Below are 24,351 nucleotides of genomic sequence, written 5' to 3'. Positions count from 1 at the left end.
AAACGAACCCCGAACCAACCCAGCGGCGCAAGCTCGGGCGAACCCTAATGGCGCTTGCACCAACCGGTCTGACCGCCCCAGGCGGTCAGACCGGTTGGTGCCCCCAAATTGCTTTTCTCACCTCTCTTTCTGCATCATGATACTCGTTGACAATGCCTTGAAGAAACGCCAGCAGGCCGGCCAGCCCATTCGGGTGGGCATGGTGGGCGCGGGCTTTATGGGCCGGGGCGTGGCCCTGCAAATTTGCCGCTATGTGCCCGGTATGGAGCTGGTGGCCATTGCCAACCGCACCATTGGGCAGGCCCGCCGGGCCTACCACGAGGCCGGCGAGCTGGGCACTACCGAGGTAAGCTCGGTGCACGCGCTGGAAGCCTGCATTGCGCGGGGCGAGCGCGCCATCACCGACGATGCGCTGCTGCTGAGCCGCGCCGAGGGCATCGATGCCATCATCGAGGTGACCGGGGCGGTGGAGCACGGCGCGCAGGTGGTGATGGAGGCCATCCGCCACGGCAAGCACGTGGTGCTGCTGAATGCCGAGCTGGACGGCACGGCCGGCGCCATTCTGAAAGTGTACGCCGACCGCGCCGGCGTGGTATACACCGTGAGCGACGGCGACCAGCCCGGCGTGACCCTTAATCTGGCGCGCTTCGTGCTGGGCCTGGGCGTGAAGCCGGTGCTGTGCGGTAACATCAAGGGCCTGCACGACCCCTACCGCAACCCCACCACGCAGGAGGGCTTTGCGAAGCAGTGGGGCCAGAACCCGAGCATGGTCACGAGCTTCGCCGACGGCAGCAAAATCAGTTTCGAGCAGGCCGTGATTGCCAACGCGCTGGGCATGGAAGTGGCTCGGCGCGGCATGTACGGCCCCACCGTGGCCCCGGGCACGCCCATTAGCAAGGCCGCCGAATGGTACCCCCAGGAGCGCCTGCTGGACGGCGGCCCCGGCATTGTGGACTACGTGGTGGGGGCCGAGCCCGGCCCCGGCGTGTTCATCCTGGGTACGCACGACGACCCCATTCAGCAGCACTACCTCAAGCTGTACAAGCTGGGGCCGGGGCCGCTGTACTGCTTCTACACGCCCTACCACCTGTGCCATTTCGAAACGCCGAACTCGGTGGCGCGGGCGGTGCTCTTTGGCGATGCCTGCCTGGCCCCCGCCGGCGCGCCCAAAGTAGAGGTGATAACGGCCGCTAAAATTGACCTGCGGGCCGGCGATATGCTCGACGGCATCGGCCATTACATGACGTATGGGCTGGCCGAAAACTATGCTGTGGCCCGCACCGAAAACCTGCTGCCCATTGGCGTGGCCGAGGGCTGTCGCCTGCTGCGCGACATTCCCAAAGACCAGGTGCTGACCTACGACGACGTGGCGCTGCCCCCCGGCCGCCTCATCGACCTGCTGCGCCGCGAGCAGGAGCTCTATTTCAACCCGCCCATGCTGGCTGCCACTACCGCGCCGCTCGTGCCCGCCGGTTTTGCCCTGGCCAACCTGTAGCCATCAACCAGCAACTAACGCTGCCTTTTTTTCTGCCCTTTTACCGAAGCCTCATTGCCATGAACCCCGCTCTGGTTGAATTTTTGAAACACCCCGGCCAACTACCCGCGCGGCCGGATGCCGCCGCTGCCGCTCCGGCCAAAACCGCCGTTCCGCGCCCCGCCACGGCTCCGCTCACGGTGCTGGTGCTGGAGGGCGAGTACCGCCTCACCGGGGCCGTGCTGTTTTGCCTGAGCCGGCAGCCGGGCGTGCGGGCGCATCTGCTGTCGCGCGATGCGCGGAGCCCGTACCAGTTTTCGCACTACGTGCGCTCGTTTCACCTGCTGGGGCCCGAGAGCCCGGCGGAGGTATTCGTGGCCTTCGTGCAGAATGCCGCCCATGCCACCGGGGCCGAAGTGCTGCTGCCGGTGGATGTGGCCGGCATGCGCTTCGTGATTGAGCACCGCGCGGCGCTGGCGGCCGCCGTGCCGCTGCTGCCGCTGCCGGCCGCTGCATACTACGAAATTGCCACCGACAAGGGCCTGCTGGGCGTATTCATGCAGGAGTACAACATTCCCGCGCCCGATACCATCGTGGATATCTGGCACAACCTGGCGGCCAAGCTGGCGCAGTTCGAATTTCCGGTGCTGCTGAAACCCATTGAGGGGGCCGGCGGCCGGGGCATTGTGTGCTACGCCACGCCCGAGGCGCTGCTGGCCGCCGTGGCCGCGCTGCCCGACGGCAGCCGCTACATTGTGCAGAACTGCATCGAGGGCTACGACATCGACTGCAACGTGCTGTACCAGAACGGGCAGCTCGTTGCTCATTCCATTCAGAAGGGCCTGGTGGCTACCGGCGACGAGTACGCGCCCACCGAGGCCATCGAATTTGTGCACCACGATGCTGTGCTGGCCGTGGTAGACCGCCTGATGAAAGCCCTGCGCTGGAACGGCGTGGCCCACCTCGACCTGCGCTACGATGCCCGCGCCCGCCAAATCAAGGTCATCGAAATAAACACCCGCTTCTGGCTCACGGTAGTGGGCTCGGCACTGGCGGCGGGCGTGAACTTTCCGCTGCTGGCCTGCCAGGTGGCGGCCGGCCGGGCGGTGGCCCCCGCACCGTTTCGGGAGGGACGCTACATCCCGTTTGCCAACTACCTGAAGTACCGCTACGGCCGCCGCGTGCGCCGGGCCGATGACGTGCAGTTTGCGCTGCGCGATACCAGCGTGGGCGCTTTTCTGGGTGACCCACTCACCAAGCTTTACCGCTTCCTCACCGACGAGGACTAGGCCCGCGTGGCCCCGGCTATGGCCGGGCCACGCGGCAGCCGCCGATACCCATTCATTTTTTTACCCACCTCACGCTTACCTCCGATGCAGTTGCACCCTTTCCGTTATGAAAAATATTTTTACCGCCATTTTCTGCGCGTTGCTGCTGCTAGGCAACGCGCAGGTGCAGGCCCAGACGCCGCCCACGGGCTTCACTTCCACCACCGTTTCCTCGGGCTGGAATGAGGCGGTGGGGCTGACTTTCAATAGCAGCGGCAGCAAGATGTTTGTGTGGGAGCGGCCGGGCAAAGTCTGGGTGGTGGTGAACGGCCAGCGCCAGCAGCTGATTGACATTTCGCCCGAAGTAGGGGCCTGGGCCGACCACGGCTTGCTGGGCTTCGCCCTCGACCCGAACTTCGACGCCAACGGCTACATGTACCTGCTGTACGTGGTGGACCGGCACTACCTGCTGAACTTTGGCACGGCCAGCTATAGCGCCACGACCAACAACTACTACAGCGCCACCATTGGCCGCATCACCCGCTACACGGCTACGCCCAGCGGCACGGGCTACACCGTGAACCCGGCCAGCCGCAAAATATTGCTCGGGGCCACCAAGTCCACGGGCATTCCCTCGACCCACGACGGCCACTGCACCGGCTCGCTGGTGTTTGGCACCGATGGCACGCTGCTGGTCTCAACCGGTGACGGGGCCCACTGGGCGCCGGATTTAGGCAGCTACAACGAAACCTACTACGCGGAGGCGTTGGCCGATGGCATCATCTCCGCCAAGGAGAACGTAGGCGCCCTGCGCGCCCAGCTGGTAGACTGCCTAAGTGGTAAAATCCTGCGCCTGGACCCCGCCACCGGCAACGGTGTGGCCAGCAACCCCTTTTATGACGCCGCCAGCCCCGGCGCGCCCCGCTCCAAAGTCTGGACCCTGGGCCTGCGCACGCCCTTCCGCATGAGCCTGCGGCCCGGCACCGGCAACCCCGACCCCGCCCAGGGTAACCCCGGCACGCTCTACGTGGGCATGGTGGGTGCCTCCACCTGGGAAGAAATAACGGTGGTGGACCGCGCCCGCGTGAACCTGGGCTGGCCGCTGTTTGAGGGCCTGACGCCCTATTCGGCGTTCACCAACTCGAACGTGTATAACCTCGATGCGCCCAACCCGCTCTACAACACGGGCGGCTGCACCAAGCAGTTCTTCTACTTTCAGGACCTGTTGAAGCCGGCCACGCCGAACGGCACGGCTACGTTCACTAATTCGTGCAATACGTCGCAATCGATTCCGGCCAGCATTCCCACGTTTGTGCACACCCGGCCGCTCATCGACTGGGGCCACGGGCCGGGGCCGTCGCGCACGGGCACCTTCAGCGGGCAAACGCCCACCACGGTTAATATCGGGGCGGCGGACTCGCCGGTGAGCGGGGCGCAGTTCGGGGGTAATTCGGTGACGGGCGGGGTGTTTTATCCCTACAGCGACTTTCCGGCCCCGTACGCCAACTCCTACTTTTTTGGGGACTACGTGGGCGGCTGGATTAAGAGCATGACCGTGAACAGCAGCAACCAGCCTAGCGCGGTGCGCAGCTTCGTGGACAGTGGGGCCGTGCCGGTGTTTTTTGGCACCAGCCCAAGCGAAACGGGCCTGTTCTACGTCAACTTTTACCCTTCGGAAATTCGCAAAATCAGCTACGTGACTACCGGCAGCCCGCCGGTGGCGGTGGCTACGTCCAACAAAACCTATGGCCCCGGCCCGCTCACGGTGCAGCTCACCGGCAGCAATTCGACCGACCCCAACGGTAGCCCGCTCACCTATAGCTGGAATTTCGGCGATAGCACGGCCACCAGCGCGGCGGCCAACCCCAGCCACACGTTTTCGCCGGCTACTTCGGCCGCCACGCAATACACCGTCATGCTCACCGTGACCAATTCCCAGGGCCTGACCAACCAGGCTTCGCTGACGATTTCGGCCAACAATACCCCGCCGCAGGTCACCATTACCAGTCCGGCGGCGGGCACAGTGTACCCGCTCACGGGCAACACCACCTACCAGCTGCGGGCCACCGTGGTCGACAATGAGCAGAGCGGCCACCTACTATTCTACAAGTGGCAAACGGTGCTGCACCACCTCACGCACCTGCACCCCGACCCCGTGGACACCATCCGGCAAACCAGCACCATTGTGGGCCCCTACGGCTGCGGGGCCGAAGCCTACTACTATACCATTGCCCTGACCGTGACCGATGCCGGCGGGCTTTCGACCACCCAGCAGGTGCGCCTCGACCCCGACTGCACCACGCCCAGCTTCACGCTCGTTGATGCCGACGCCGCTTCCGACGCCGACATTCAGCCCCTGACCAATGGGGCCATTCTCAACCTGGCCACGCTGCCCACTCGCCACCTGAACATCCGGGCCAATGCCGACCCGGCCACTACCGGCAGCATGGTGTTTTCCCTCACCGGCCCGCAAACCCAGGCCGTGACCGATAACGCGGCGCCCTTCGCGCTGTTTCTGGATGTGAACGGCGACTACAACTCCTGGACGCCGCCGGTGGGCAACTACCAGCTCACGGCCACCGGCTACAGCGGGGCCAATGGCAGCGGCACCGCCCGCCCGCCCCTCACCATAAACTTCACGGTGACGGATTCGAACGCTCCCGGGCCGTTTGCGCTCACCACGGCCACGGTGGGCACCGGCACCGTGACCAAAAACCCCAATGCCGCTACCTATGCCAGCGGCAGCACGGTGAGCCTCACGGCCACGCCGGGGGCGGGCTACACCTTCGCGGGCTGGAGCGGCGATGCCAGCGGTACGGCCAACCCCCTTGCCGTGACGATGACGGCTGACAAATCCATCACGGCTACCTTCACGGCTACCTCGGGCGGGGGCGGCTATACTTTCTACCGGGCCATCAACCTGGGCGGGCCGGCCCTCACGCTGGATGGCAACGCCTGGGGCGGCTCCACGGCGGCCAACTATTCAACCAACGGCTCAACCTTCGAGAACCAGGCCGTGGCGCTGGTGCCCACCACCGATGCCGTGCGCGCGGGCATGATTCGGCAGGCTGTTTTCGGCCCCGACCTGAGCGTGGCGCTCTCGGCCGTGCCCGCCGGCACGTACCAGGCCTACCTGTACGTGTGGGAAGACAGTGGCCCCGAGGTAATCAACCTCTCGCTGAACGGGCAGGTTAAGCTGAGTAACTACAGCACCGGCCCCGCCGGTACCTGGAACCGGCTGGGGCCCTACAACGTGACGCTGGCGGCCACGGGCTCGGTGCAGTTCACCAGCACCGGCGGCTGGCCCAATTTTTCGGGCATGGAGCTCTGGCAGCAAACCGGCGGCACGCCCACCAGCTACACCCTGACTACCGCCATGGTAGGCAGCGGCACGGTGACGAAAAGCCCGAATGCGGCTTCCTACGCCAGCGGCAGCACGGTGAGCCTGACGGCCACGCCAGCCGCCGGCTACCAATTCAGTGGCTGGAGCGGCGATGCCTCGGGCACGGCCAACCCGCTATCGGTGACGATGACGGCCAACAAGAACATCACGGCCACTTTCACGGCCCTTCCGGCCGGGCAAAGCGTGACGAGCTACACGCTGATAAACGCCGACACGAATGGCGACATTCAGGCCCTTGCCGCCGGCACGACGCTGAACCTGGCCACGCTGCCCACGCGCAACCTGAACGTGCGGGCTAATACCAACCCGGGCACCGTGGGCAGCGTGGTATTCACCCTCAGCGGCGCAGATACGCAGAACCAGACCGAGTCGGTCGTGCCTTACGCGCTGTTTTCGGACAATGGCGGGGTGTATAATTCCTGGACGCCGGCGGTGGGCAGCTACACGCTCACGGCCACGCCCTACACCAGCGGCGGGGGCGGGGGCACGGCGGGTACGCCGCTCACGCTGGCCTTCAGCGTGATTGACCAGGCGGGCGGCACCAGCTACACGCTAACCACCAGCACGGTGGGCACGGGCACGGTGACGAAAAGCCCCAATGCGGCTTCCTACGCCAGCGGCAGCAGCGTGAGCCTGACGGCCACGCCGGGGGCGGGTTTCGCCTTCAGCGGCTGGAGCGGCGACGCCACGGGCAGCACTAATCCGTTGTCGGTAACAATGACGGCCAACAAATTCATCACGGCCACTTTCGTGGCCACCACCACCAGCTACACGCTCACCACGGCTGTGTTTGGCAGCGGCACCATCACCAAAAGCCCCAACCAAAGCACCTATCTCAGCGGCAGCACGGTGACGCTTACGGCCACGCCGGCCGCTGGCTACGCCTTCACCGGCTGGAGCGGTGGAGCCACCGGCACCGTCAATCCGCTCCCGGTGACAATGACGGCCAATAAATCCATCAACGCCATCTTCACCGCCAATGGCCCGCAGGTGACGAGCCTCACCCTGATAAACGCCGATACCGACCTCGACCTGCAAGCCCTGACCACGGGCGCGGTGCTGAACCTGGCCACCCTGCCCACGCCCAACCTCACCATTCGGGCCAATACCAGCCCGGCCACGGTGGGCAGCGTGCTCTTCGTGCTCGGCGGCACCCAGTCGGTGAATCACAACGAAAACCTGGCTCCGTACGCGCTGTTTGCCGATTCCAACGGCGACTACAACCCCTGGACGCCGGCCATTGCGGTGGGCAGCTACACGCTCACCGTCACGCCCTACACCGCCGCCGACAATGGCGGTACGGCCGGCACGCCGCTCAGCATCAGCTTCACGGTGACCAACCAGGCGGCCCGCGTCGCGGCGGCTACGGCTGCTGCGCCCGCCCGGGCAGGCCTCGTTCAGACGGCCACCGCCTACCCCAACCCCTCCGCCGACGGCCGCTTCTTCCTGCGCCTGCCCGAGGTCTTGCAGGGCGCGGTGCATTACCGCCTGCTCACGGCCCTGGGGGCCACGCTGGCCACCGGCATCCTCCCGGCCGAGGCCCCGGTGCAGCACCTCGATTTCGCGCACGAAATCAATGCCGCCGGGCTCTATTACCTGCTCCTCGAAAATAACCACGCCGCCGCCCGGCTCAAGCTGCTGCGGCAGTGATGGCGGCTTGGCACATCGCCGGCCAGGGGAGTATCGGAATGATGATTTTCTTCTCGAATCGGATAGTCTATTACTCTCTTTACCCTCGCGGTCCGGTCCGGACCGCGAGGGATTTTTTCGCCCGTTTCAGTTCTCTTCTTCAGTCCCCCGATATGGCGCACCGCTTATACTCCTGCTGGCTGCTGAGCTGCTGCTGGGCCGCACTGCTGGCTGGCCCGGCTACCGCCCAAACACGCATTCTATTCGTCGGCAACAGCTTCACGCACGGCATGTGAGCCGGTGCTGAACTACAACGCCGCCGCCATCACCGACGAAAACCACAGCCAGCCGCCCGGCAGCCCGCGCTATCAGTTAGACCCCGCCACGCCCGGGCCCTGGGGCGGCGTGCCGGGCATCTTCAAAAAATGGCCGACCAGGCCGGCCGGCCCTATGATGTCCCCATCGAATTAGTGAATGGTGCCTCGCTCGTGTACCACTACACCAACGCCCTGGTCGTAGTGCAGCCGGGGCCGTGGGACCAGGTGGTGCTTCAGGAAAGCAGCACGCAGCCCCTGCTCGTGGCCCGCACCGGCCAGCCCGCCAGTTTTCTCACCTACGCTACCCGCCTCGAGCAGGCCGTGCACACCGGCAGCCACGCCGCCCGGGTCTACCTGTTTCAGACCTGGCCCCGGGCCGACATGACCTACCCGGCCGGCCAGCCCTACTCGGGCCTGCCCCTCGATGCCATGATGCGCGACCTGCGCCGGGCCTATGCCTACCTGGCTGCCCAAAACTCGTGCTTCGCCGCCGTGGCCCCCGTGGGCGATGCCTGGCTGCGGGCCATACAGGCCGATGTGGCCTAGCGCAACCCCTATAATCCCAGCCCCGGCCCGCTGAATCTGTGGGGCCCCGACCATTTTCACGCCAGCAAGTGGGGCTCCTGCCTGGCCGTCTTCGTGTTGTTTGCCCAGCTCACCAGCCTCGACCCGCGCCTGCTTGGCCCCACCGAGCAGGCCGCCGTGGCCCTCGGCATCACCGCCGCCGCCGCCGTGGCCTTGCAGCAAATTGCGTTTCAGCAGGTATTCGCGCCCGCCGGACCGTTGCCCGTGGTGCTCACCGCGTTTGCCGCCCAGCGCCAGGCCACCGGCGTGCACCTGCGCTGGGCCACCGCTAGCGAACAACAAAATGCCCGTTTCGAGGTGCAGCGCAACGCCGATGGCCGGGCCATTGCCACCTTGCCGGGGGGCGGCACCATGTTTCAGCCCACCAGCTATACCCTAACTCGATGCCGCCGCCCTGCCGGCCCTCTACTACCGCCTGCGGCAGGTAGATGTGGGCGGCACGTCCACGTTGTCGCCGGTGGTGGCGATGGGGCCGGGGGTCGTAGCGCCGGTGCTGCTCTACCCCAACCCGGCCCGGGAGCGGCTCCTCATCACGGGGGTGGCCGCTACGGCCTACCGCATGCACAACCACCTCGGCCAGCTATTGCGCCAGGGCAATATGCCCGCCGGGCCGGCCACCGTAGAGCTGGGCGGCCTGCCCGGCGGCCTCTACCACCTGGAGCTGGAAACGGCCAGCGGCCCCGTACGGCGCACGTTTGCGCGCGAGTGAGGTCGGTGCGAATCAGCGCAAACCGTCATTGACGGCCTTACTTGTTTCTTGGGTCCCGCTACGGCAGCACGAAACGCCCCGCGTAGCTGCCGCCCGCGTTCACGAGGTGCAGCACGTAGGTGCCGGCTGCCAGCCCTGCCACCGGCACGGTGCCGGTGCCCGAAGCCGCCAGCGGATACCGCCCCAGCCGCTGCCCCATAATGGAATACAGCACCAGCTCCTCGGTTCCGGTGGCCGGGCCGGCGAAGGTGTAGTGCAACTGGCCGTCGGCGGGCGTGGGCACAAAGGCCTGGAGCATGGCCGGGGCCGCGCCGGGCACCACGGCCACCACCCGCACCGGCGAGTAGGTGCGCGTGCCATCCACATCTACCTGCTGCAGGCGGTAGTATAGCTTGGTGAGGTTGGCGGGCAGTTGCTTGTCGTTGTATTGATAAGCCTGCGGCAGCGTGGTGTTGCCGTGCCCGGGCAGGTGGGCCAGGGCGATGAATTCCCGCCCGTCGGCGCTGCGCTGCACCACAAATTCCTTGTTCTGCTCCTCGGTGGTCGTGTTCCAGTGCAGCTGCACCGCGCCCGGCCCTAGCGGCTCGGCCAGAAACGCCGTGAGCCGCACCGGCAACGGCGGGGCAACGACTACGAAGCTGATAGTCAGCCCTGAGCCCTGGGTGCCGCCGCCCTGCGGCGCATCAAAAACCGTGGCCGTGAGCGTGTAGGTGCCACCCACCGGGGTCCAGGCGGTGTAGTTGCCATTTAAGTCGCTGTACAGCGCGTACGGAGCTACATTTTCGATGCCCGAGTGAGTTTGGGGGCCGGTGAGGTCGAAAACCACGCTGCCCACCGTGGCCGGTGTGGTATTGGCCCGAATGTTCAGGTTGCGGGTGGGCAGTGTGGCCAGCGTGAGGATTGTGCCGGACGTCAGGGGCTGGATGTCGCCATTCGTATCAGCATTCACTAGCGTGAAGCCCGTGATGCCGCCCACCGAATTCACCACCGTGAAGCTGAGCGTGAGGGGCGCGCCGCCGGCCCCCGTCCCATCGGGCCCATCAAACGGGGTAGCCAGCAGCGAGTAGCTGCCCACGGGCGGCGACCACGGGAAGTAGTTGCCCTGGAAATCGCTGAACAGCGCGTAGGGCACGATATTTTCCGTCGCGTTGCGTGTTTGGGCTCCGCTTAGGGCAAACACCACGCTGCCCGGCAGGGGCAGGTCGGTATCGGCCCGGATGTTGACGTTGCGGGTAGGCAGCGTGGCCAGGTCTATCACGATGCCCGGCGTCAGGGCGAAAAGGTCCAGGTTGTTATCGGCATTCACCAGCGTGAAGCCGATAATGGAGGCCGCTGCCACCGTGGTGCCCGTACCCGCTACCCAAGCCGGCAGCAGTGGCGTTGCCCAGGCAAAAAAGCTGATTAGCAGTGATAAGTAGACCTTGATTTTCATAATGCGGAAAGCGTTAAAGTGAGTACTTCATCGGCCCAGCCGGGCACGGGTTTCCAGGGGTATTGCCAATCGATGGTTTATAACAAATATAATATATATAATTAAGTAATAAATATCAATTTTTCTGATTTTTATTTTAGTTAGTGTGAAATTTTTTAGGTGATTGGTCCGGTAGTGGCAGGCAGGCTGCGTGCTGCCCTGGCTACACTAGCCCACACGGCTACTGCCAACTGTGCAGGCGTTTAAAATCGACCTGATAAACAGAGTATTGCTCTAATAACGAGGTGTTTATATCGCCGCTAAACAGCAGTGGCCGGGGCGTGCGCCGGCCGCCGGGGAGCCACCGCCACCCGCGCCGCCGGCCCCGGCTGTGCCGCCCGCGCCTGAATGAGCGCCCGCGTGGCCCAGATGCCGCCCCGGTGCTGCCATACATACCGGTAGGCGCGCAGCGAGGGCCGCTCCAGCAGCAGGCAGTAGAGCAGAATGCCCAGCTGCCGGGGCAATGCCCGCAGCCACAGGCCTGGCAGCTGCCGGGCCGGCGGGTTCTTGAGCAGCAGCAGCCACTGGTTTTTCACGGCATCGGCCTTGATGGTGCCATTCAGGCGCAGGCGGCGGCGCAGGTCGGCGGGTCGGAACTCGCGCGGGTGCAGGGCCCGGCAGGCGGGCTCAAACACGGTGCTCCAGCCGTAGAGGCGGCCCCGCCAGGCAATGTCCCAGTCCTCCTTGTGGGCAAAAAACCGTTCGTCGAAAAACTGCCCGTTCACCCGCAAATCATCGATAAAAGCGCGGTGGTAGAGCGGCAGCGCGCCATCGGCCCCGTCTACCGGGCCGGCCGTGAGGACGGTTTCGGCCAGCGGCTGGCCGTGGTGGCGCAGCCGGAAGCGGCCGTCGGGCAGGGCATCCAGCCCGGTGCTGTCGATGCGTGGGGCGGCCCCGGAGTTTTGCAGCAGCAGGCCGCATACCGTGCCCGCGCCGGGGTGGGCACGCAGCGTGGCCATGGCTCGGTCCAGGTAGCTCACGGCCATTTCAATGTCGGGGTTCACCAGCAGCACGGCCTCCGAGATGGTGCGGTCGAGGGCGTAGTTGTGGCCGCCGCAGAAGCCGGTATTGCGCGGCAGCGGGTGCAGGTGCACGCGGGCATCGGTGGCGGCCAGGGCGGCCACGCGGGCGCAGGTATCATCAGCCGAGGCATTATCGACCACCCACACCTCAAAATCGGCATACGTTTGGGCCAGTATCGAGCGCAGGCAGGCTTCGATGACGTCGGCGCTGTTCCAGCTGACGACGGAAATCAGAACGGATGGCATGGTGAATTTGGGCGAAGGCTTGAGGTTGGGCTGGCGTTGGCCCCGGTCCGACCGCCCTAGGTGGTCCGACCGGTTGTCGGCAGCGCACTGTCGGCGGGGGCTGGGCGAATGAGCATCGGTGGTGCTTCAACCGGTCGGACCGCCTAGGGCGGTCAGACCAGACCCGGGTTTACGCATTCACCGGCTGGCGCAGGGCGGCTTCCACGGTTTGGCGCAGGGCTTTCAGGTCCACGGTGAGGTCGTCCTGGCGGTCGGCGGTGGCGCGGTGGCGCGAGCCCGCGTCCGGCATGCAGATGATGGGATAGTGCGGCATGCCCAGGCGGGCCGTGAGGTCGAGGTAGTCGGGCACTACCAGGTTGCGGGGCAGCAGCTCGATGAGCGGCGTGCCCTCGGCACAAAACAGAATGTTGGCCAGGCCCGCGCCCACCGGTCCCACCACCGCCCGCGCCCCGGAAAACAGGGCCGCCTTCTCGCGAAAGCTCAGCTCGGTGAGGGCGTAGCTCTCGAAGCCGTATTCGGCCAGCAGGTCCTCCACCTCGGCCTCGTTGCGCACCCGCCGAAAGGAGGCATCGCGCCGGCTCACGTACACCAGCGGGCTGAAGTGGGTGGCGTGCGCCGCCGTGGTGGCCAGGGGCCGGAAGGCATCCTTCATAAACTCGCCCACCCAGCGCGGGGCGTGGTGGCCGGTGCCGCGCACCGGCGAGGTAAGCAGCAGCCGTTGGGCATGCAGGTGGGTGGTGGTTTGCAGGTCGATAATCTGCTCGTTGCGAATGCCCAGCGCCAGCAGGGTTTCCATCACGAAGTGCTGCTCGCGGTTGTAAATCAGGAAGTAGTCGATTTCGTCCCACAACCCGGCTTCTTCCACCAAATGCAGGCGGGGCAGCGAGTCGAGCAGCCAGTGGTAGTAATTGCCCACGGCCGTGCCGCCGCCCGACAGCAGGCTGCACACCGTGCCCGAAACCTGGCCCGGCGGCCGGAAGTAGCGCTGCCGGAAAATGGGGTTTTCCGCCGGTGGGGCCACCGCGAAGCTGCCTGCCGAAAATTGCAGCGACACATCGCCCACCAGGTAATTATCGGCCGCTATCACGGCCAGGCTGCCAAAATGGTCGGCGTTGATGCGGGCGTCGGGCAGCAGCAGCACGAATGCGGCTGGTACTTCTTCCCGTTCGGCAATGCACTTGTAGTAGGGCGGAGCCAGGGCCACAAACGCGTCGGGCACGGTGAGGTGCGAAGTGTAGCCGGGGTATACTTCCACGTAGTGCGCGCCGCTGCCGGGCTGCTCGGCCAGGGCTTTGGCAGTGGGGTGCACGCCGGTGGGGCGCAGGTGTTCGTTGTGCGGCACCAAGCCCCGCAGCAGGTGGCCGGTGTGCCGTTGGGCCCGGGTAAATAGTTCTTGCATAATAAGATAGGTTAACTGGTGGGAAGCGTTAAGCTCGACGGGGGCTGGCCCGGCATCACAGCACCTGGTGCAGGCAGCTGCTGAGGGCGTTGAGGTCCACGGTGAGATTTTCGCGCCAGCCGGCGCGGCGCGAGGTGAGCGGGCCATTGGCGGCATCGGCCACCAGGTAGCGGTGGGGCAGGCCCAGGCGGAAGCACAGCTCGGGGTATTCCACTACCGTGAAGTGCTTGGGGAACAGCTCGACCACCGGCGTGCCGGCCGGGGCAAACACCAGGTTGGCCAGACCCGCGCCGGTGGGGGCCACCACGGCCCGCGCCCCGGCAAACAGCGCCAACTGCTGCCCAAAGCTGTAGTCGCCCAGCACGTGCGTCTCGAAGCCGTAGGGGCGCAGCAGGGCTTCCACATCGGGCTCGTTGAGAACGTGGCGGGCGGGGGCGTCGCGCCGGCTTAGGTACACGTAGGGGCTGAAAGTTTGGGGCGCGGCGGCGGCGCGCAGCTCGTCGCGCAGGAAGGAGCAGGCCCATTGCGGGGTGTGGGTGCCCGCGCCGCGCACGGGCGAAGTCACCAGCAGGCGGTCGGCCACGAGGTGGCGGTGGGTGCGCAGGTCGAGCACCTGCTCGGGCCGGATGCCCAGGGCGCGCAACGAGTCGGCCACGAAGCGCCGCTGCCCATCGTACACCAGAAAATAGTCGATTTCGTCCCAGAAACCTGCTTTTTTCAGCAGGTGCAGGCGCGGCAGCGAGTCAATCAGCCAGTGGTAATAGTTGCCCATCGCCGCCCCGCCGCCCGACAGCAGGCTGGCCACCGTGCCGCGCACCCGGCGCGGCTCCGAAAACCAGCGCTGGGCAAACACGTTGTTTTTCTCGGGCCGGGCCAGGTCCGAGCGCCGGGGGTCGTACTGAAACGAGGCATCGCCCACCAGCCGGTTGTCGGCGCTGATGACGGCCACGCTCAGGGCGTTGTCGGCCAGCAGGCGGCCCTCGGCCAGGGCCAGCACGAAGGCCGCCGGGGTCTGCTCCAGGCGGTTGGGCTTGGCATGCAGGCCGCCGTAGTCGGTGGTGTGGGCATACAGGTCGGGCGTCACATTGAGGTGCGATATCTGCGTGGGGTACACCTCGGTGTAGCGCGCCCCGCTGTCGGGCCGGGTGGCCACGCCCCGGCTGCTGGGGTGCACGCCCACGGGGCGGTAGTGCTGGCGGCGGGGCAGCAGCTCGCGCAGCAGGCGGCCCGCCCGCTGCTGCCCACGGTTCAGAATATCAGTCATTTTCACAGCGGAAAAAGGATGAAGGCGGATGGTGGTCAGGAGGTGTATTGGTTTAGCCCGTCATGCCGAGCGCCGCCGAGGCATGACGGGCCTTTATCGCCAGTCTACCGGCTACTGCACGGGCACGGCCTGGTTGGCGGCCTGCCACTCGGCCGAAGCCAGCACCTGGCGCAGGCCGGCGTGCAGCGAAATGCGGTGGCGCCAGCCCATTGCCTCTATCCTGCTCACATCGAGCACCTTGCGCATGGTGCCGTCGGGCCGCGAGAAGTCGAAGTAGATTTCGCCGGCAAAGCCCGTGAGGTCGGCAATGAGCTCGGCCAGCTCACGGATGCTCAGGTCGTCGCCGGTGCCCACGTTCAGGGGGGCGGCTTCGTCGTAGTGGTCCATCAGGAAGAGGCAGGCCTCGGCCAGGTCGTCCACGTGCAGGAACTCGCGGCGGGGGGTGCCGGTGCCCCACACGTCCACGCGGGGCCGGTGGTGCTGCACGGCTTCCTCAAACTTGCGGAGCAGGGCGGCCATCACGTGCGAGCTTTCCAGGTCGTAGTTGTCGTTGGGGCCGTAGAGGTTGGTGGGCATCACCGTGATGAAGTTGCACCCGTACTGGTCGCGGTAGGCCTCGCACATCTTCACGCCCGCGATTTTGGAAATGGCGTAGGGCTCGTTGGTGTGCTCCAGCGGGCCGGTGAGGATGTACTCTTCGCGGATGGGCTGCGGGGCCAGCTTCGGGTAGATGCACGACGAGCCCAGGTACAGCAGCTTGCGCACGCCGCAGCGGTAGCTTTCGTGTAGCACGTTGGCCTCAATCATGATGTTTTCATAGATGAAATCGGCCCGCAGGGTGTTGTTGGCGTGGATGCCGCCCACCTTGGCGGCGGCCAGTAGCACGTACTCGGGCCGGTTTTTGGCAAAAAAGCGGGCCACGGCGGCCTGGTTGGTCAGGTCGAGCTCGGCCGAGGTGCGGGTGATGAGGTTGGTGTAGCCCCGGCGCGTGAGCTCGCGCAGCAGGGCCGAGCCCACCATGCCCCGGTGGCCGGCGATGTATATGCTGGAAGTCTTTTCCATGAGTAAAAAAGCGAAGTCGGAACGGAGGAAGGGTGTACGGGGCCGGGGCCGGCTACTCGTCGTGGTAGTTGAGCACGGCGTGACCGGCTTGCAGCAGCACGGTATCGCGCCGGAACAGCGTCAGGTCGCTCTGCACCATGTCGCTCACCAGGCCGGCCAGGTCATACTTGGGCACCCAGCCCAGCTCGGCTCGTGCCCGGCTGGGGTCGCCGATGAGCAGCTCTACCTCGGTGGGGCGGAAGTAGGCCGCGTCCACGGCCACCACTTCCTGGCCGGCCCGCAGCTGGAAATCGGGGTTGTGGCAGGCTACCACGTAGCCCACTTCGGCCACGCCCTCGCCCGCAAAGTCTATTTCTACGCCCAGCTCGGCGAAAGCCAGCCGCACAAACTCGCGCACCCGGGTGGTTACGCCGGTGGCAATCACGTAGTCGCGCGGCTCGTCCTGCTGCAGCATGCGCCACATGGCCTCCACGTAGTCCTTGGCGTGGCCCCAGTCGCGCCGGGCGTTCAGGTTGCCGAGGTGGAGGCGGTCCTGCAGGCCCAGCGCGATGCGCACCACGGCCCGCGTAATTTTGCGCGTGACAAAGGTTTCGCCCCGGCGCGGGCTTTCGTGGTTAAACAGGATGCCGTTGCAGGCATACAGGCCGTAGGCCTCGCGGTAGTTCACCGTAATCCAGTAGGCATAAAGCTTGGCCACAGCGTAGGGCGAGCGCGGATAGAAGGGCGTGCTCTCGCGCTGCGGCACCTCCTGCACCAGCCCGTACAGCTCGGACGTGCTAGCCTGATAGAGCCGGGTTTTTTTGCCCAGGCCCAGAATGCGGATGGCCTCCAATAGGCGCAGCGTGCCCAGCCCGTCCACATCGGCCGCGTACTCGGGCGTGTCGAACGAAACCTTGACGTGTGACATGGCCCCGAGGTTGTAAATCTCGTCGGGCTGCACTTCCTGCACGATTCTAATCAGGTTCGTGGCGTCCGACAGGTCGCCGTAGTGCAGCTTGAAGCGTACGTCCTTCTCGTGCAGGTCCTGGTACAAGTGGTCGATGCGGTCGGTGTTGAACATCGACGAGCGGCGCTTGATGCCGTGCACTTCGTACCCTTTAGCCAGCAGCAGCTCGGCCAGATAGGCCCCGTCCTGGCCCGTAATTCCAGTAATTAATGCACATTTCATAAGCAGCGATGAAAATTAGGGGAGAAATGACCTTCAGATACCTCGGATAGCCTTGGTGATAGCAAGATAGTAAATTATATCAAGATTCATATATTAATAATGTTTTAAAATATGCTATCGACAAAAAAAACCTGTTATACTACCGGGTATACTTCCGGGTAGGGCGGGCGGCCCGAAACCAAAAAAGCCTGGCCGCAGGGGCCAGGCTTTTGAGCAGGTGCGCGTTGCGCGATAATCAGGCGTGCAGACTAGGGCAGCGGGGTGGCTTGTTTCCAGAGTTCGATGCCCGAGATGTTGGCCATGCCGCCGGTGGTGCCAATGTTCACGGTGCCATCGGTCACGTTGGCCGTGAAGGGGCCGAGGCGGTCCCAGTGGCCGGCCGAACCGGAGTTGTAGTTGCTCAGCACAGTCTTGCCTTCGAGGGAGATGCTGAAGTTTTCCGCATTGTTGTCCTCCCACACGTATAGAAACACGCTGTAGGTACCGCTCGATACGCCGCCCAGGGCCAGGCCCGTGTCGCCGCCGTACATCGATGCGCGAATCATGCTGGCGCGGGTGGCATCGGTGGAAGGCGTCAGGGTCACGTTCTGGTTGGCAAACGTGGTGAGGCCGGTAGCTTTGAAGTTAGAAGCGCTGGCGCTGGCCGCCCAGCTCTTGCCATCGAGGGTGATGGCCTTGCCCCCCAGGTTCACGGCACGCACAAAGGTGGGCGGCGTGGTAGTAGGCGGCGTGGTTGTAGTAGCGGCCGTCACGGTCACCGAAGAAACGGCGGTGGAGGTAGCGGCGCCGGCGTTGTTGGTGGCGCGGGCCGTTAGGCTGAGCGTGCCGGCCGCAGCGGGCGTGAAGCTGAGGGCGTAGGGAGCCGTCAGGTCTTCGCCGAGCTTGGTGGCGCCGCTGAAGAACTCGACTTTGGTGATGGTGCCGTTGACGGCCGCAGCGGTGGCCGTCAGGTTCAGGGCCGTGCCCACGGTGCCGGTGCTCGGGGCGCTCAGGCTAACGGTGGGGGCGCTGGGTGCGGTAGTGCCCGCGTTCTGCTTCCAGATTTCGATGCCCGAGAGGTTGTTGTTATTGCTGCTCACGGTGCCGATGTTGATGGTGCCGTCGGTGATGTTGGCCGTGAAAGGGCCGAGGCGGTCCCAGTGGCCACCGTTGCCGCTGCTGTAGTTCGACTGCACGGTCTGGCCTTCGAGGGTAATGTCGAGGGTCACCGGGTTGTTATCCTCCCACATGTAGAGGTACACGCTGTAGGTACCGCTGGCCACGCCGCTCACGGCAGCGCTAATGTTCGTGTCATACACCGAAGCGCGAATCATGGCCGCACGGGCGGCGTCGGTGGCCGGGTTCAGGGCGACGCCCTGGTTGGCGAAGGGCGAGCCGTTGATTTGGAAGTTGCCGGCGCTGTTGCCGTCTTCCCAGCTCAGGCCGTCGACGGTGGTGGCCGTGCCGCCTACGTTAATGGCGCGCACGAAGGTGGCGTTGGTCGGCGTGGTGCCGGTGCCCGTGGTGGTCGGCGTGGTTGTAGTAGCGGCCGTCACGGTCACCGAAGAAACGGCGGTGGAGGTAGCGGCGCCGGCGTTGTTGGTGGCGCGGGCCGTTAGGCTGAGCGTGCCGGCCGCAGCGGGCGTGAAGCTGAGGGCGTAGGGAGCCGTCAGGTCTTCGCCGAGCTTGGTGGCGCCGCTGAAGAACTCGACTTTGGTGATGGTGCCGTTGACGGCCGCAGCGGTGGCCGTCAGGTTCAGGGCCGTGCCCACGGTGCCGGTGCTTGGGGCGCTCAGGCTAACGGTGGGGGCGCTGGGTGCGGTAGTGCCCGCGTTCTGCTTCCAGATTTCGATGCCCGAGAGGTTGTTGTTATTGCTGCTCACGGTGCCGATGTTGATGGTGCCGTCGGTGATGTTGGCCGTGAAAGGGCCGAGGCGGTCCCAGTGGCCACCGTTGCCGCTGCTGTAGTTCGACTGCACGGTCTGGCCTTCGAGGGTAATGTCGAGGGTTACCGGGTTGTTATCCTCCCACATGTAGAGGTACACGCTGTAGGTACCGCTGGCCACGCCGCTCACGGCAGCGCTAATGTTCGTGTCATACACCGAAGCGCGAATCATGGCCGCACGGGCGGCGTCGGTGGCCGGGTTCAGGGCGACGCCCTGGTTGGCGAAGGGCGAGCCGTTGATTTGGAAGTTGCCGGCGCTGTTGCCGTCTTCCCAGCTCAGGCCGTCGACGGTGGTGGCCGTGCCGCCTACGTTAATGGCGCGCACGAAGGTGGCGTTGGTCGGCGTGGTGCCGGTGCCCGTGGTGGTCGGCGTGGTTGTAGTAGCGGCCGTCACGGTCACCGAAGAAACGGCGGTGGAGGTAGCGGCGCCGGCGTTGTTGGTGGCGCGGGCCGTTAGGCTGAGCGTGCCGGCCGCAGCGGGCGTGAAGCTGAGGGCGTAGGGAGCCGTCAGGTCTTCGCCGAGCTTGGTGGCGCCGCTGAAGAACTCGACTTTGGTGATGGTGCCGTTGACGGCCGCAGCGGTGGCCGTCAGGTTCAGGGCCGTGCCCACGGTGCCGGTGCTTGGGGCGCTCAGGCTAACGGTGGGGGCGCTGGGTGCGGTAGTGCCCGCGTTCTGCTTCCAGATTTCGATGCCCGAGAGGTTGTTGTTATTGCTGCTCACGGTGCCGATGTTGATGGTGCCGTCGGTGATGTTGGCCGTGAAAGGGCCGAGGCGGTCCCAGTGGCCACCGTTGCCGCTGCTGTAGTTCGACTGCACGGTCTGGCCTTCGAGGGTAATGTCGAGGGTCACCGGGTTGTTATCCTCCCACATGTAGAGGTACACGCTGTAGGTACCGCTGGCCACGCCGCTCACGGCAGCGCTAATGTTCGTGTCATACACCGAAGCGCGAATCATGGCCGCACGGGCGGCGTCGGTGGCCGGGTTCAGGGCGACGCCCTGGTTGGCGAAGGGCGAGCCGTTGATTTGGAAGTTGCCGGCGCTGTTGCCGTCTTCCCAGCTCAGGCCGTCGACGGTGGTGGCCGTGCCGCCTACGTTAATGGCGCGCACGAAGGTGGCGTTGGTCGGCGTGGTGCCGGTGCCCGTGGTGGTCGGCGTGGTTGTAGTAGCGGCCGTCACGGTCACCGAAGAAACGGCGGTGGAGGTAGCGGCGCCGGCGTTGTTGGTGGCGCGGGCCGTTAGGCTGAGCGTGCCGGCCGCAGCGGGCGTGAAGCTGAGGGCGTAGGGAGCCGTCAGGTCTTCGCCGAGCTTGGTGGCGCCGCTGAAGAACTCGACTTTGGTGATGGTGCCGTTGACGGCCGCAGCGGTGGCCGTCAGGTTCAGGGCCGTGCCCACGGTGCCGGTGCTCGGGGCGCTCAGGCTAACGGTGGGGGCGCTGGGTGCGGTAGGCGCGGTTGGGGTAGTGGGTGTGGTAGCGCCGGGGTCCAGCGTGATGCCATTCTGTTGCAGCTTTTGGTTCCAACGCGTGAACTCATCCCGCTCGGTTTGGAGGGTGATGGGGTTCGGCAGGTGGATGGTACCGGTGGCAATTCGAAAGCCGTAGTCGCCCTCATCCTGACGGTCCTGAAAAGGACTATTGCGGCCCCATTGCACGTAACCAATCGTGTTGTTGGTTACGGACTGGTTCGTGAATGTTCCGCTCTGACCGTAGTAGTCGAATACGGCAACCCCGGTGTAAGTGGCATTCAGGCGCGAACCGTCGGGCATCAGGCCGCTGGTCACTAGGCGGTTGTCGTAGTAATGTACATCATGGCCGCCGGCGATGTTCATGGCCGAGTTGCAGGTAGATACGAACTGGTTGTTGTACGACTCAAAGAAGCCTTGGGTGTTACTCTGAGTACCGTCGATTATCATGCCGGTGCCCGTAAAATCGCTGCCGTTGGCCGGGTAGGGGTACGCTCCCTGCACGTAGTTGTCGTGGATGCGGACGGGGCTGGCCGCAGTGCCCCCGGAGTTGTAGAAGTTGATATTGTCCTCTACAAGCGACTGGTTGGGCTCGTTGATGACCTGATTCCAGGCCACTTCTACGTTCGCCAGGTTCGGCACCTTGTCTGCCCCCAGGAAGTTAGAGAATTCGCTGCCGCTGTTGTTGCGGAAGCGGCCGTCGATGTTTTTGGCCGAGTTGTACCGAACCGTAAGGGTTTGGGCCGTCGAACCGTTGCCGCTCCACTGGTAGATGGCAATGCCAGTGGTTTGTTCGAGGTAATTGTGCTCAATTACCACCGACTTAGCCGAGTTAACCTCCACGAAGCGGCCGTGGCGAACCCCGTCGGCGCTTTGGGTGAGGCCATACGCTTTGTTGTTGCGGACAGTGATACTGCTGCCGCCGTTCTTCGCATCAATGATGTCGCCGGCGCCCGCCAGCACACAGTTCTCGATGATAACAGGCTGGGTGGTCTGAATAGTGATAACGGGCACCGAAGAGTTGGTGCTGCGATAATTGCCGGAATAGGTGCCGCCCTGTGTAATAACCAAGGGGCTGGAGTACGTAATGTTGGGAGCCTGTGCGAAGGCTGGTTTTAGGCCCGGTAATAGGGCGAGGAGCGCAACAAGAGCAGTTGAAAGAATGCCGGCCAAAGGATGCGGCGCAGAAAGAAGAGCGGAGGTGTGCTTTGAAATTTTTTGCATTCTTGAAAAACTTGAAACGAAAAGAATGATTGGCGATGGCCCCCTCAACCTAGCCAAAAATCTATTTGTTCCAAGCGTTCGAATTGTATTTGTTATATATCATAAAATGCAATTTTTTATTGTACATGCGTAAGCTGTCCTGATTTGAAAAGCTTTCCAAGTTTGAGAATGCGTTGTTGGATGCCCGTTAATAAATGGCTGGCCTCTGGGGAAATCAATCCTTTGATGCCGTAATCAACATAATTGGCGGATTTTTTTCATTCTGCCCGACAACGAAATGAGCGGCTGGCGCTAATGAGAAACTCGCAGGTGCAATCCTTGATAACGGAAGGTTTTGAAGCGGTAAACTTCTCAAAAAGCTAAGTATATGAGAAAAATAAAATATCAATTAATTGAAAAAGTGCAATAATATGTTTTGGTGAATATAAATAATATACAATATAATTTATATTTATTTTTTGCCGCTCAAAGCATTCTTTAATATAATTAATTAAACAATATATTATAATATGATAGTTCTGGTGCGACGGGCGCGAAGTGCCCGTTGGTGGGGTAATAAGTGGCACCAGATGTTATGAGCGCATTTTTGCGTGCCGGTAGGGCCGGGAGGGGACCTACCCGCAGCCGGTGCGTGCGGAGCTTCAACTGCCAGCGGGTCCACTCGGCCTGTTCCGTTTGCAGGGTGATGGGGTTGGGTAGGTGCAAGGTGTTTGAGCAGGCCCCGCAGGCTTCGGGCCGGATATCCTGGCGGTTGGGATAAGGAGTGGTGCCGCCTTCGAAATAGAACCCGATAGTATTGTTGCTGAAATCGTTGTTAAAGAATACGTCCTTGGGCTGATGGTAGGCATTCCAAAGGCCTGCCCCGGCATAGTTCGCCGCCAGCCGGGTGCCGTCGGGCAGCAAGCCGCAGGTAACGAGGCGGTTGTCGTGAAAGTGGTTGTCGTGCCCGGCGGCTATGTTCATGCCAATGCAGGCGCTGACTACCTGGTTGTGGGCTCCGTCCACGTAAGCGGTGGCCGTCAAGGCGGCGCGGCCACTGCCATCGAGCGTAATGCCCGAGCCGGTGAAATCGGAGCCGGTGGCCGGATAGGGGTATGCTCCCTGAATATAATTGTCGTGGATACGGACCGGGCTGGTGCGGGTGCCTCCGGAGTTATAAAGATTGATATTGTCCTCTACAAGCGACTGGTTGGGCTCGTTGATGACTTGGTTCCAGGCGATTTCCATGTTGGCTACGCCCGGCAATGCGTTCAGACCCAGGAAATTCGCCTTCGTGCCGCCGCCGTCACGGTAGCGGCCATCAATATTCCGGGCCGAATTGTAGCGAACGGTGAGCGTTTGGGCTGGCGTGCCGTCGCCTCCCCATTGGTAAATGCTGATGCCGATGGTATGCTCAAAGTAGTTGTGTTCGACCCGCACAGAGCGCCCGGAATTGACCTCTAGGAAGTGCCCGTGGCGGGTTTGGTCAGCCGATTGCGGCAGGCCGTATCCCCGGCAGTTCACAACCGTAAGCGTAGCCCCGCCGCTGGTGGCCCGAATCAAGTCGCCGGCCCCCATCAGGGTGCAGCCGCTCAGGGTAACGGGTTCGGTGGTTTCGATACGGATGCAGGGCACGTCGGAATCGGAGCTGCGGTAAGAGCCGGTATAAGTGCCCCCAGCGCGAATAATCAACGGTTTCGAGCTGTTATCTGCGCCGGCAGAGGAAGGCTGACACCCGGCCGTGATGGCCGCCAGGCCCACCCCGGCGGCCAGCTGCCAGCGGCGGACCGCCGCTCCGGTGGCCGGGCGGCTCATAGCGCTTGCGCCATCTGCGTGCTCCACTGCACGGTTTCCTGGTCCTCAAACATCACGAATTCGTGTAGCGACGTGATGGGCTGGTCGTGCTGGTGCAGGTGGCAAAGCGGGACGCGGCCGTAGAACGAGGCCCACATGGAGTAGGTGCTGAGCGGCCCCACAATGTAGTCGCAGCCGGCCATGGCATACAGGTCCTCCACGGGATGGTTGGTGGAGCGGCCGGTGTCGAATTCGGCAAAATCGGCCGCCGGAATGGGCTCGTTCGAAAATAACAGGAACCGGACCCGGGTTTCTTGGGGGAATAAGGCCACGACTTCGTGCATGGCCCGCACGTAGGTGGCATTGCTGTAGAGAAAGGCCCCACCGTACCAGCCGGCATAGTCGCCCCGGCGAATGTGGATGCCCACCAGGACATCGGCCCGTTCGCGGTTGGTGGCCAGTACCTGCTCTACGGCCTGGCGGTGGAGCCTGATGGGCCGAAAGAACTGCCGGAGCAGGTTGCCGTGCTTGGCAAAGTTGGTTTTGTCGCGAAACTGCCAGCCGTTTATGAGCAGGGTGCGCGTGTGGCGGGCCTGCACGAGGTAGCCAGTGCTGTTGAGGTCGACATCGTCGGGGCCGGAGTCGTCGAGAATCGGGGCACCCAGGCTGCGCGGCAGCCAGGGAAGGCGTCGAAGCAAGGCCTCGCCCCACTGCCACTGCAGGGCGCTATACAACGCATTGGTCACGGCACTGCCGAGATGCAGCTGCACGGGCAGCCCCCCAAACGAGGCCACCTGCTGGCCGGCAGTGCCTTCAAAAAAGGCGTAATGTGCCCCGAACGAGGGGATGGCCAGCTGATAGTTGTGCTCAAGGGCATTCACTAAAAAATGAGAGCTTATCAGCAGCTGGTTACCGAAGCCGTTGAAATCTTTTGTAAGAATGACCATGGGT

At 64.0% G+C, this 24,351-nt stretch carries 15 protein-coding genes; 6 read left to right on the top strand and 9 right to left on the bottom strand.

Features of this window, described 5'->3' with window-relative positions; translation table 11 throughout:
- The first annotated feature begins 136 nt into the window (after positions 1–136).
- The 6 genes from KQ659_RS17805 to KQ659_RS17785 all read left to right on the top strand — a co-directional run bounded on the left by KQ659_RS17805 (position 137) and on the right by KQ659_RS17785 (position 9,385).
- Positions 137–1,495: an NAD(P)H-dependent oxidoreductase gene (locus KQ659_RS17805; RefSeq protein WP_216679850.1), complete on the top strand. Its 1,359-nt coding sequence runs from the start codon at positions 137–139 to the stop codon at positions 1,493–1,495.
- Between the two features lie 59 nt (positions 1,496–1,554).
- Positions 1,555–2,763 (top strand): ATP-grasp domain-containing protein, encoded by a 1,209-nt coding sequence (locus tag KQ659_RS17800; RefSeq protein ID WP_216679851.1) that lies wholly within the window; start codon positions 1,555–1,557, stop codon positions 2,761–2,763.
- 106 nt (positions 2,764–2,869) lie between these two features.
- Positions 2,870–7,795: an InlB B-repeat-containing protein gene (locus tag KQ659_RS17795; RefSeq protein WP_216688109.1), complete on the top strand. Its 4,926-nt coding sequence runs from the start codon at positions 2,870–2,872 to the stop codon at positions 7,793–7,795.
- A 152-nt stretch (positions 7,796–7,947) separates the two neighbouring features.
- Entirely contained in the window at positions 7,948–8,070 is a 123-nt protein-coding gene (locus tag KQ659_RS21595; RefSeq protein ID WP_262905500.1) for a hypothetical protein, read from the top strand.
- Between the two features lie 129 nt (positions 8,071–8,199).
- Positions 8,200–8,637, top strand: a complete 438-nt coding sequence (locus KQ659_RS17790; RefSeq protein ID WP_216688110.1) for a hypothetical protein — start codon at positions 8,200–8,202, stop codon at positions 8,635–8,637.
- 469 nt (positions 8,638–9,106) lie between these two features.
- Positions 9,107–9,385, top strand: a complete 279-nt coding sequence (locus tag KQ659_RS17785; protein WP_216688111.1) for a T9SS type A sorting domain-containing protein — start codon at positions 9,107–9,109, stop codon at positions 9,383–9,385.
- A 58-nt stretch (positions 9,386–9,443) separates the two neighbouring features.
- Here KQ659_RS17785 and KQ659_RS17780 read toward each other — a convergent pair whose 3' ends face one another.
- The 9 genes from KQ659_RS17780 to KQ659_RS17740 form a co-directional block, all read right to left on the bottom strand.
- Positions 9,444–10,817 carry a T9SS type A sorting domain-containing protein gene (locus KQ659_RS17780; protein WP_216679855.1) on the bottom strand — a complete coding sequence of 458 codons (1,374 nt, stop codon included), beginning with the start codon at positions 10,815–10,817 and terminating at the stop codon, positions 9,444–9,446.
- Positions 10,818–11,116: 299 nt separating this feature from the next.
- A complete protein-coding gene (locus KQ659_RS17775) occupies positions 11,117–12,124 on the bottom strand; it encodes a glycosyltransferase family 2 protein (protein ID WP_216679856.1) in 1,008 nt (335 codons plus the stop codon).
- Between the two features lie 169 nt (positions 12,125–12,293).
- A complete protein-coding gene (locus KQ659_RS17770) occupies positions 12,294–13,523 on the bottom strand; it encodes a glycosyltransferase family 61 protein (protein ID WP_216679857.1) in 1,230 nt (409 codons plus the stop codon).
- 55 nt (positions 13,524–13,578) lie between these two features.
- Positions 13,579–14,787 carry a glycosyltransferase family 61 protein gene (locus tag KQ659_RS17765; RefSeq protein ID WP_216688112.1) on the bottom strand — a complete coding sequence of 403 codons (1,209 nt, stop codon included), beginning with the start codon at positions 14,785–14,787 and terminating at the stop codon, positions 13,579–13,581.
- 111 nt (positions 14,788–14,898) lie between these two features.
- On the bottom strand, positions 14,899–15,849 hold the full coding sequence (locus KQ659_RS17760; RefSeq protein WP_216679859.1) for a GDP-L-fucose synthase family protein: 951 nt from the start codon (positions 15,847–15,849) through the stop codon (positions 14,899–14,901).
- Between the two features lie 52 nt (positions 15,850–15,901).
- Positions 15,902–17,017, bottom strand: a complete 1,116-nt coding sequence (gmd, locus tag KQ659_RS17755; protein WP_216679860.1) for a GDP-mannose 4,6-dehydratase — start codon at positions 17,015–17,017, stop codon at positions 15,902–15,904.
- 248 nt (positions 17,018–17,265) lie between these two features.
- Complete coding sequence (locus tag KQ659_RS17750) at positions 17,266–21,474, bottom strand: Ig-like domain-containing protein (protein WP_216685944.1); 4,209 nt, start codon at positions 21,472–21,474, stop codon at positions 17,266–17,268.
- A gap of 639 nt (positions 21,475–22,113) precedes the next feature.
- Positions 22,114–23,421: a right-handed parallel beta-helix repeat-containing protein gene (locus KQ659_RS17745; protein WP_216679862.1), complete on the bottom strand. Its 1,308-nt coding sequence runs from the start codon at positions 23,419–23,421 to the stop codon at positions 22,114–22,116.
- Positions 23,418–24,347, bottom strand: coding sequence for an alpha-1,2-fucosyltransferase (locus KQ659_RS17740; RefSeq protein WP_216688113.1), 930 nt, complete (start codon positions 24,345–24,347; stop codon positions 23,418–23,420). The genes KQ659_RS17745 and KQ659_RS17740 overlap by 4 nt, the downstream gene beginning before the upstream one ends.
- Positions 24,348–24,351 lie beyond the last annotated feature (4 nt).

Origin of the sequence: Hymenobacter siberiensis (genome assembly GCF_018967865.2) — a bacterium.
In the GTDB taxonomy this organism is placed as follows: domain Bacteria; phylum Bacteroidota; class Bacteroidia; order Cytophagales; family Hymenobacteraceae; genus Hymenobacter; species Hymenobacter siberiensis.
The sequence above is the reverse complement of the archived record's forward strand: the minus strand, read 5'-3'. Positions and strand labels throughout refer to the sequence as shown.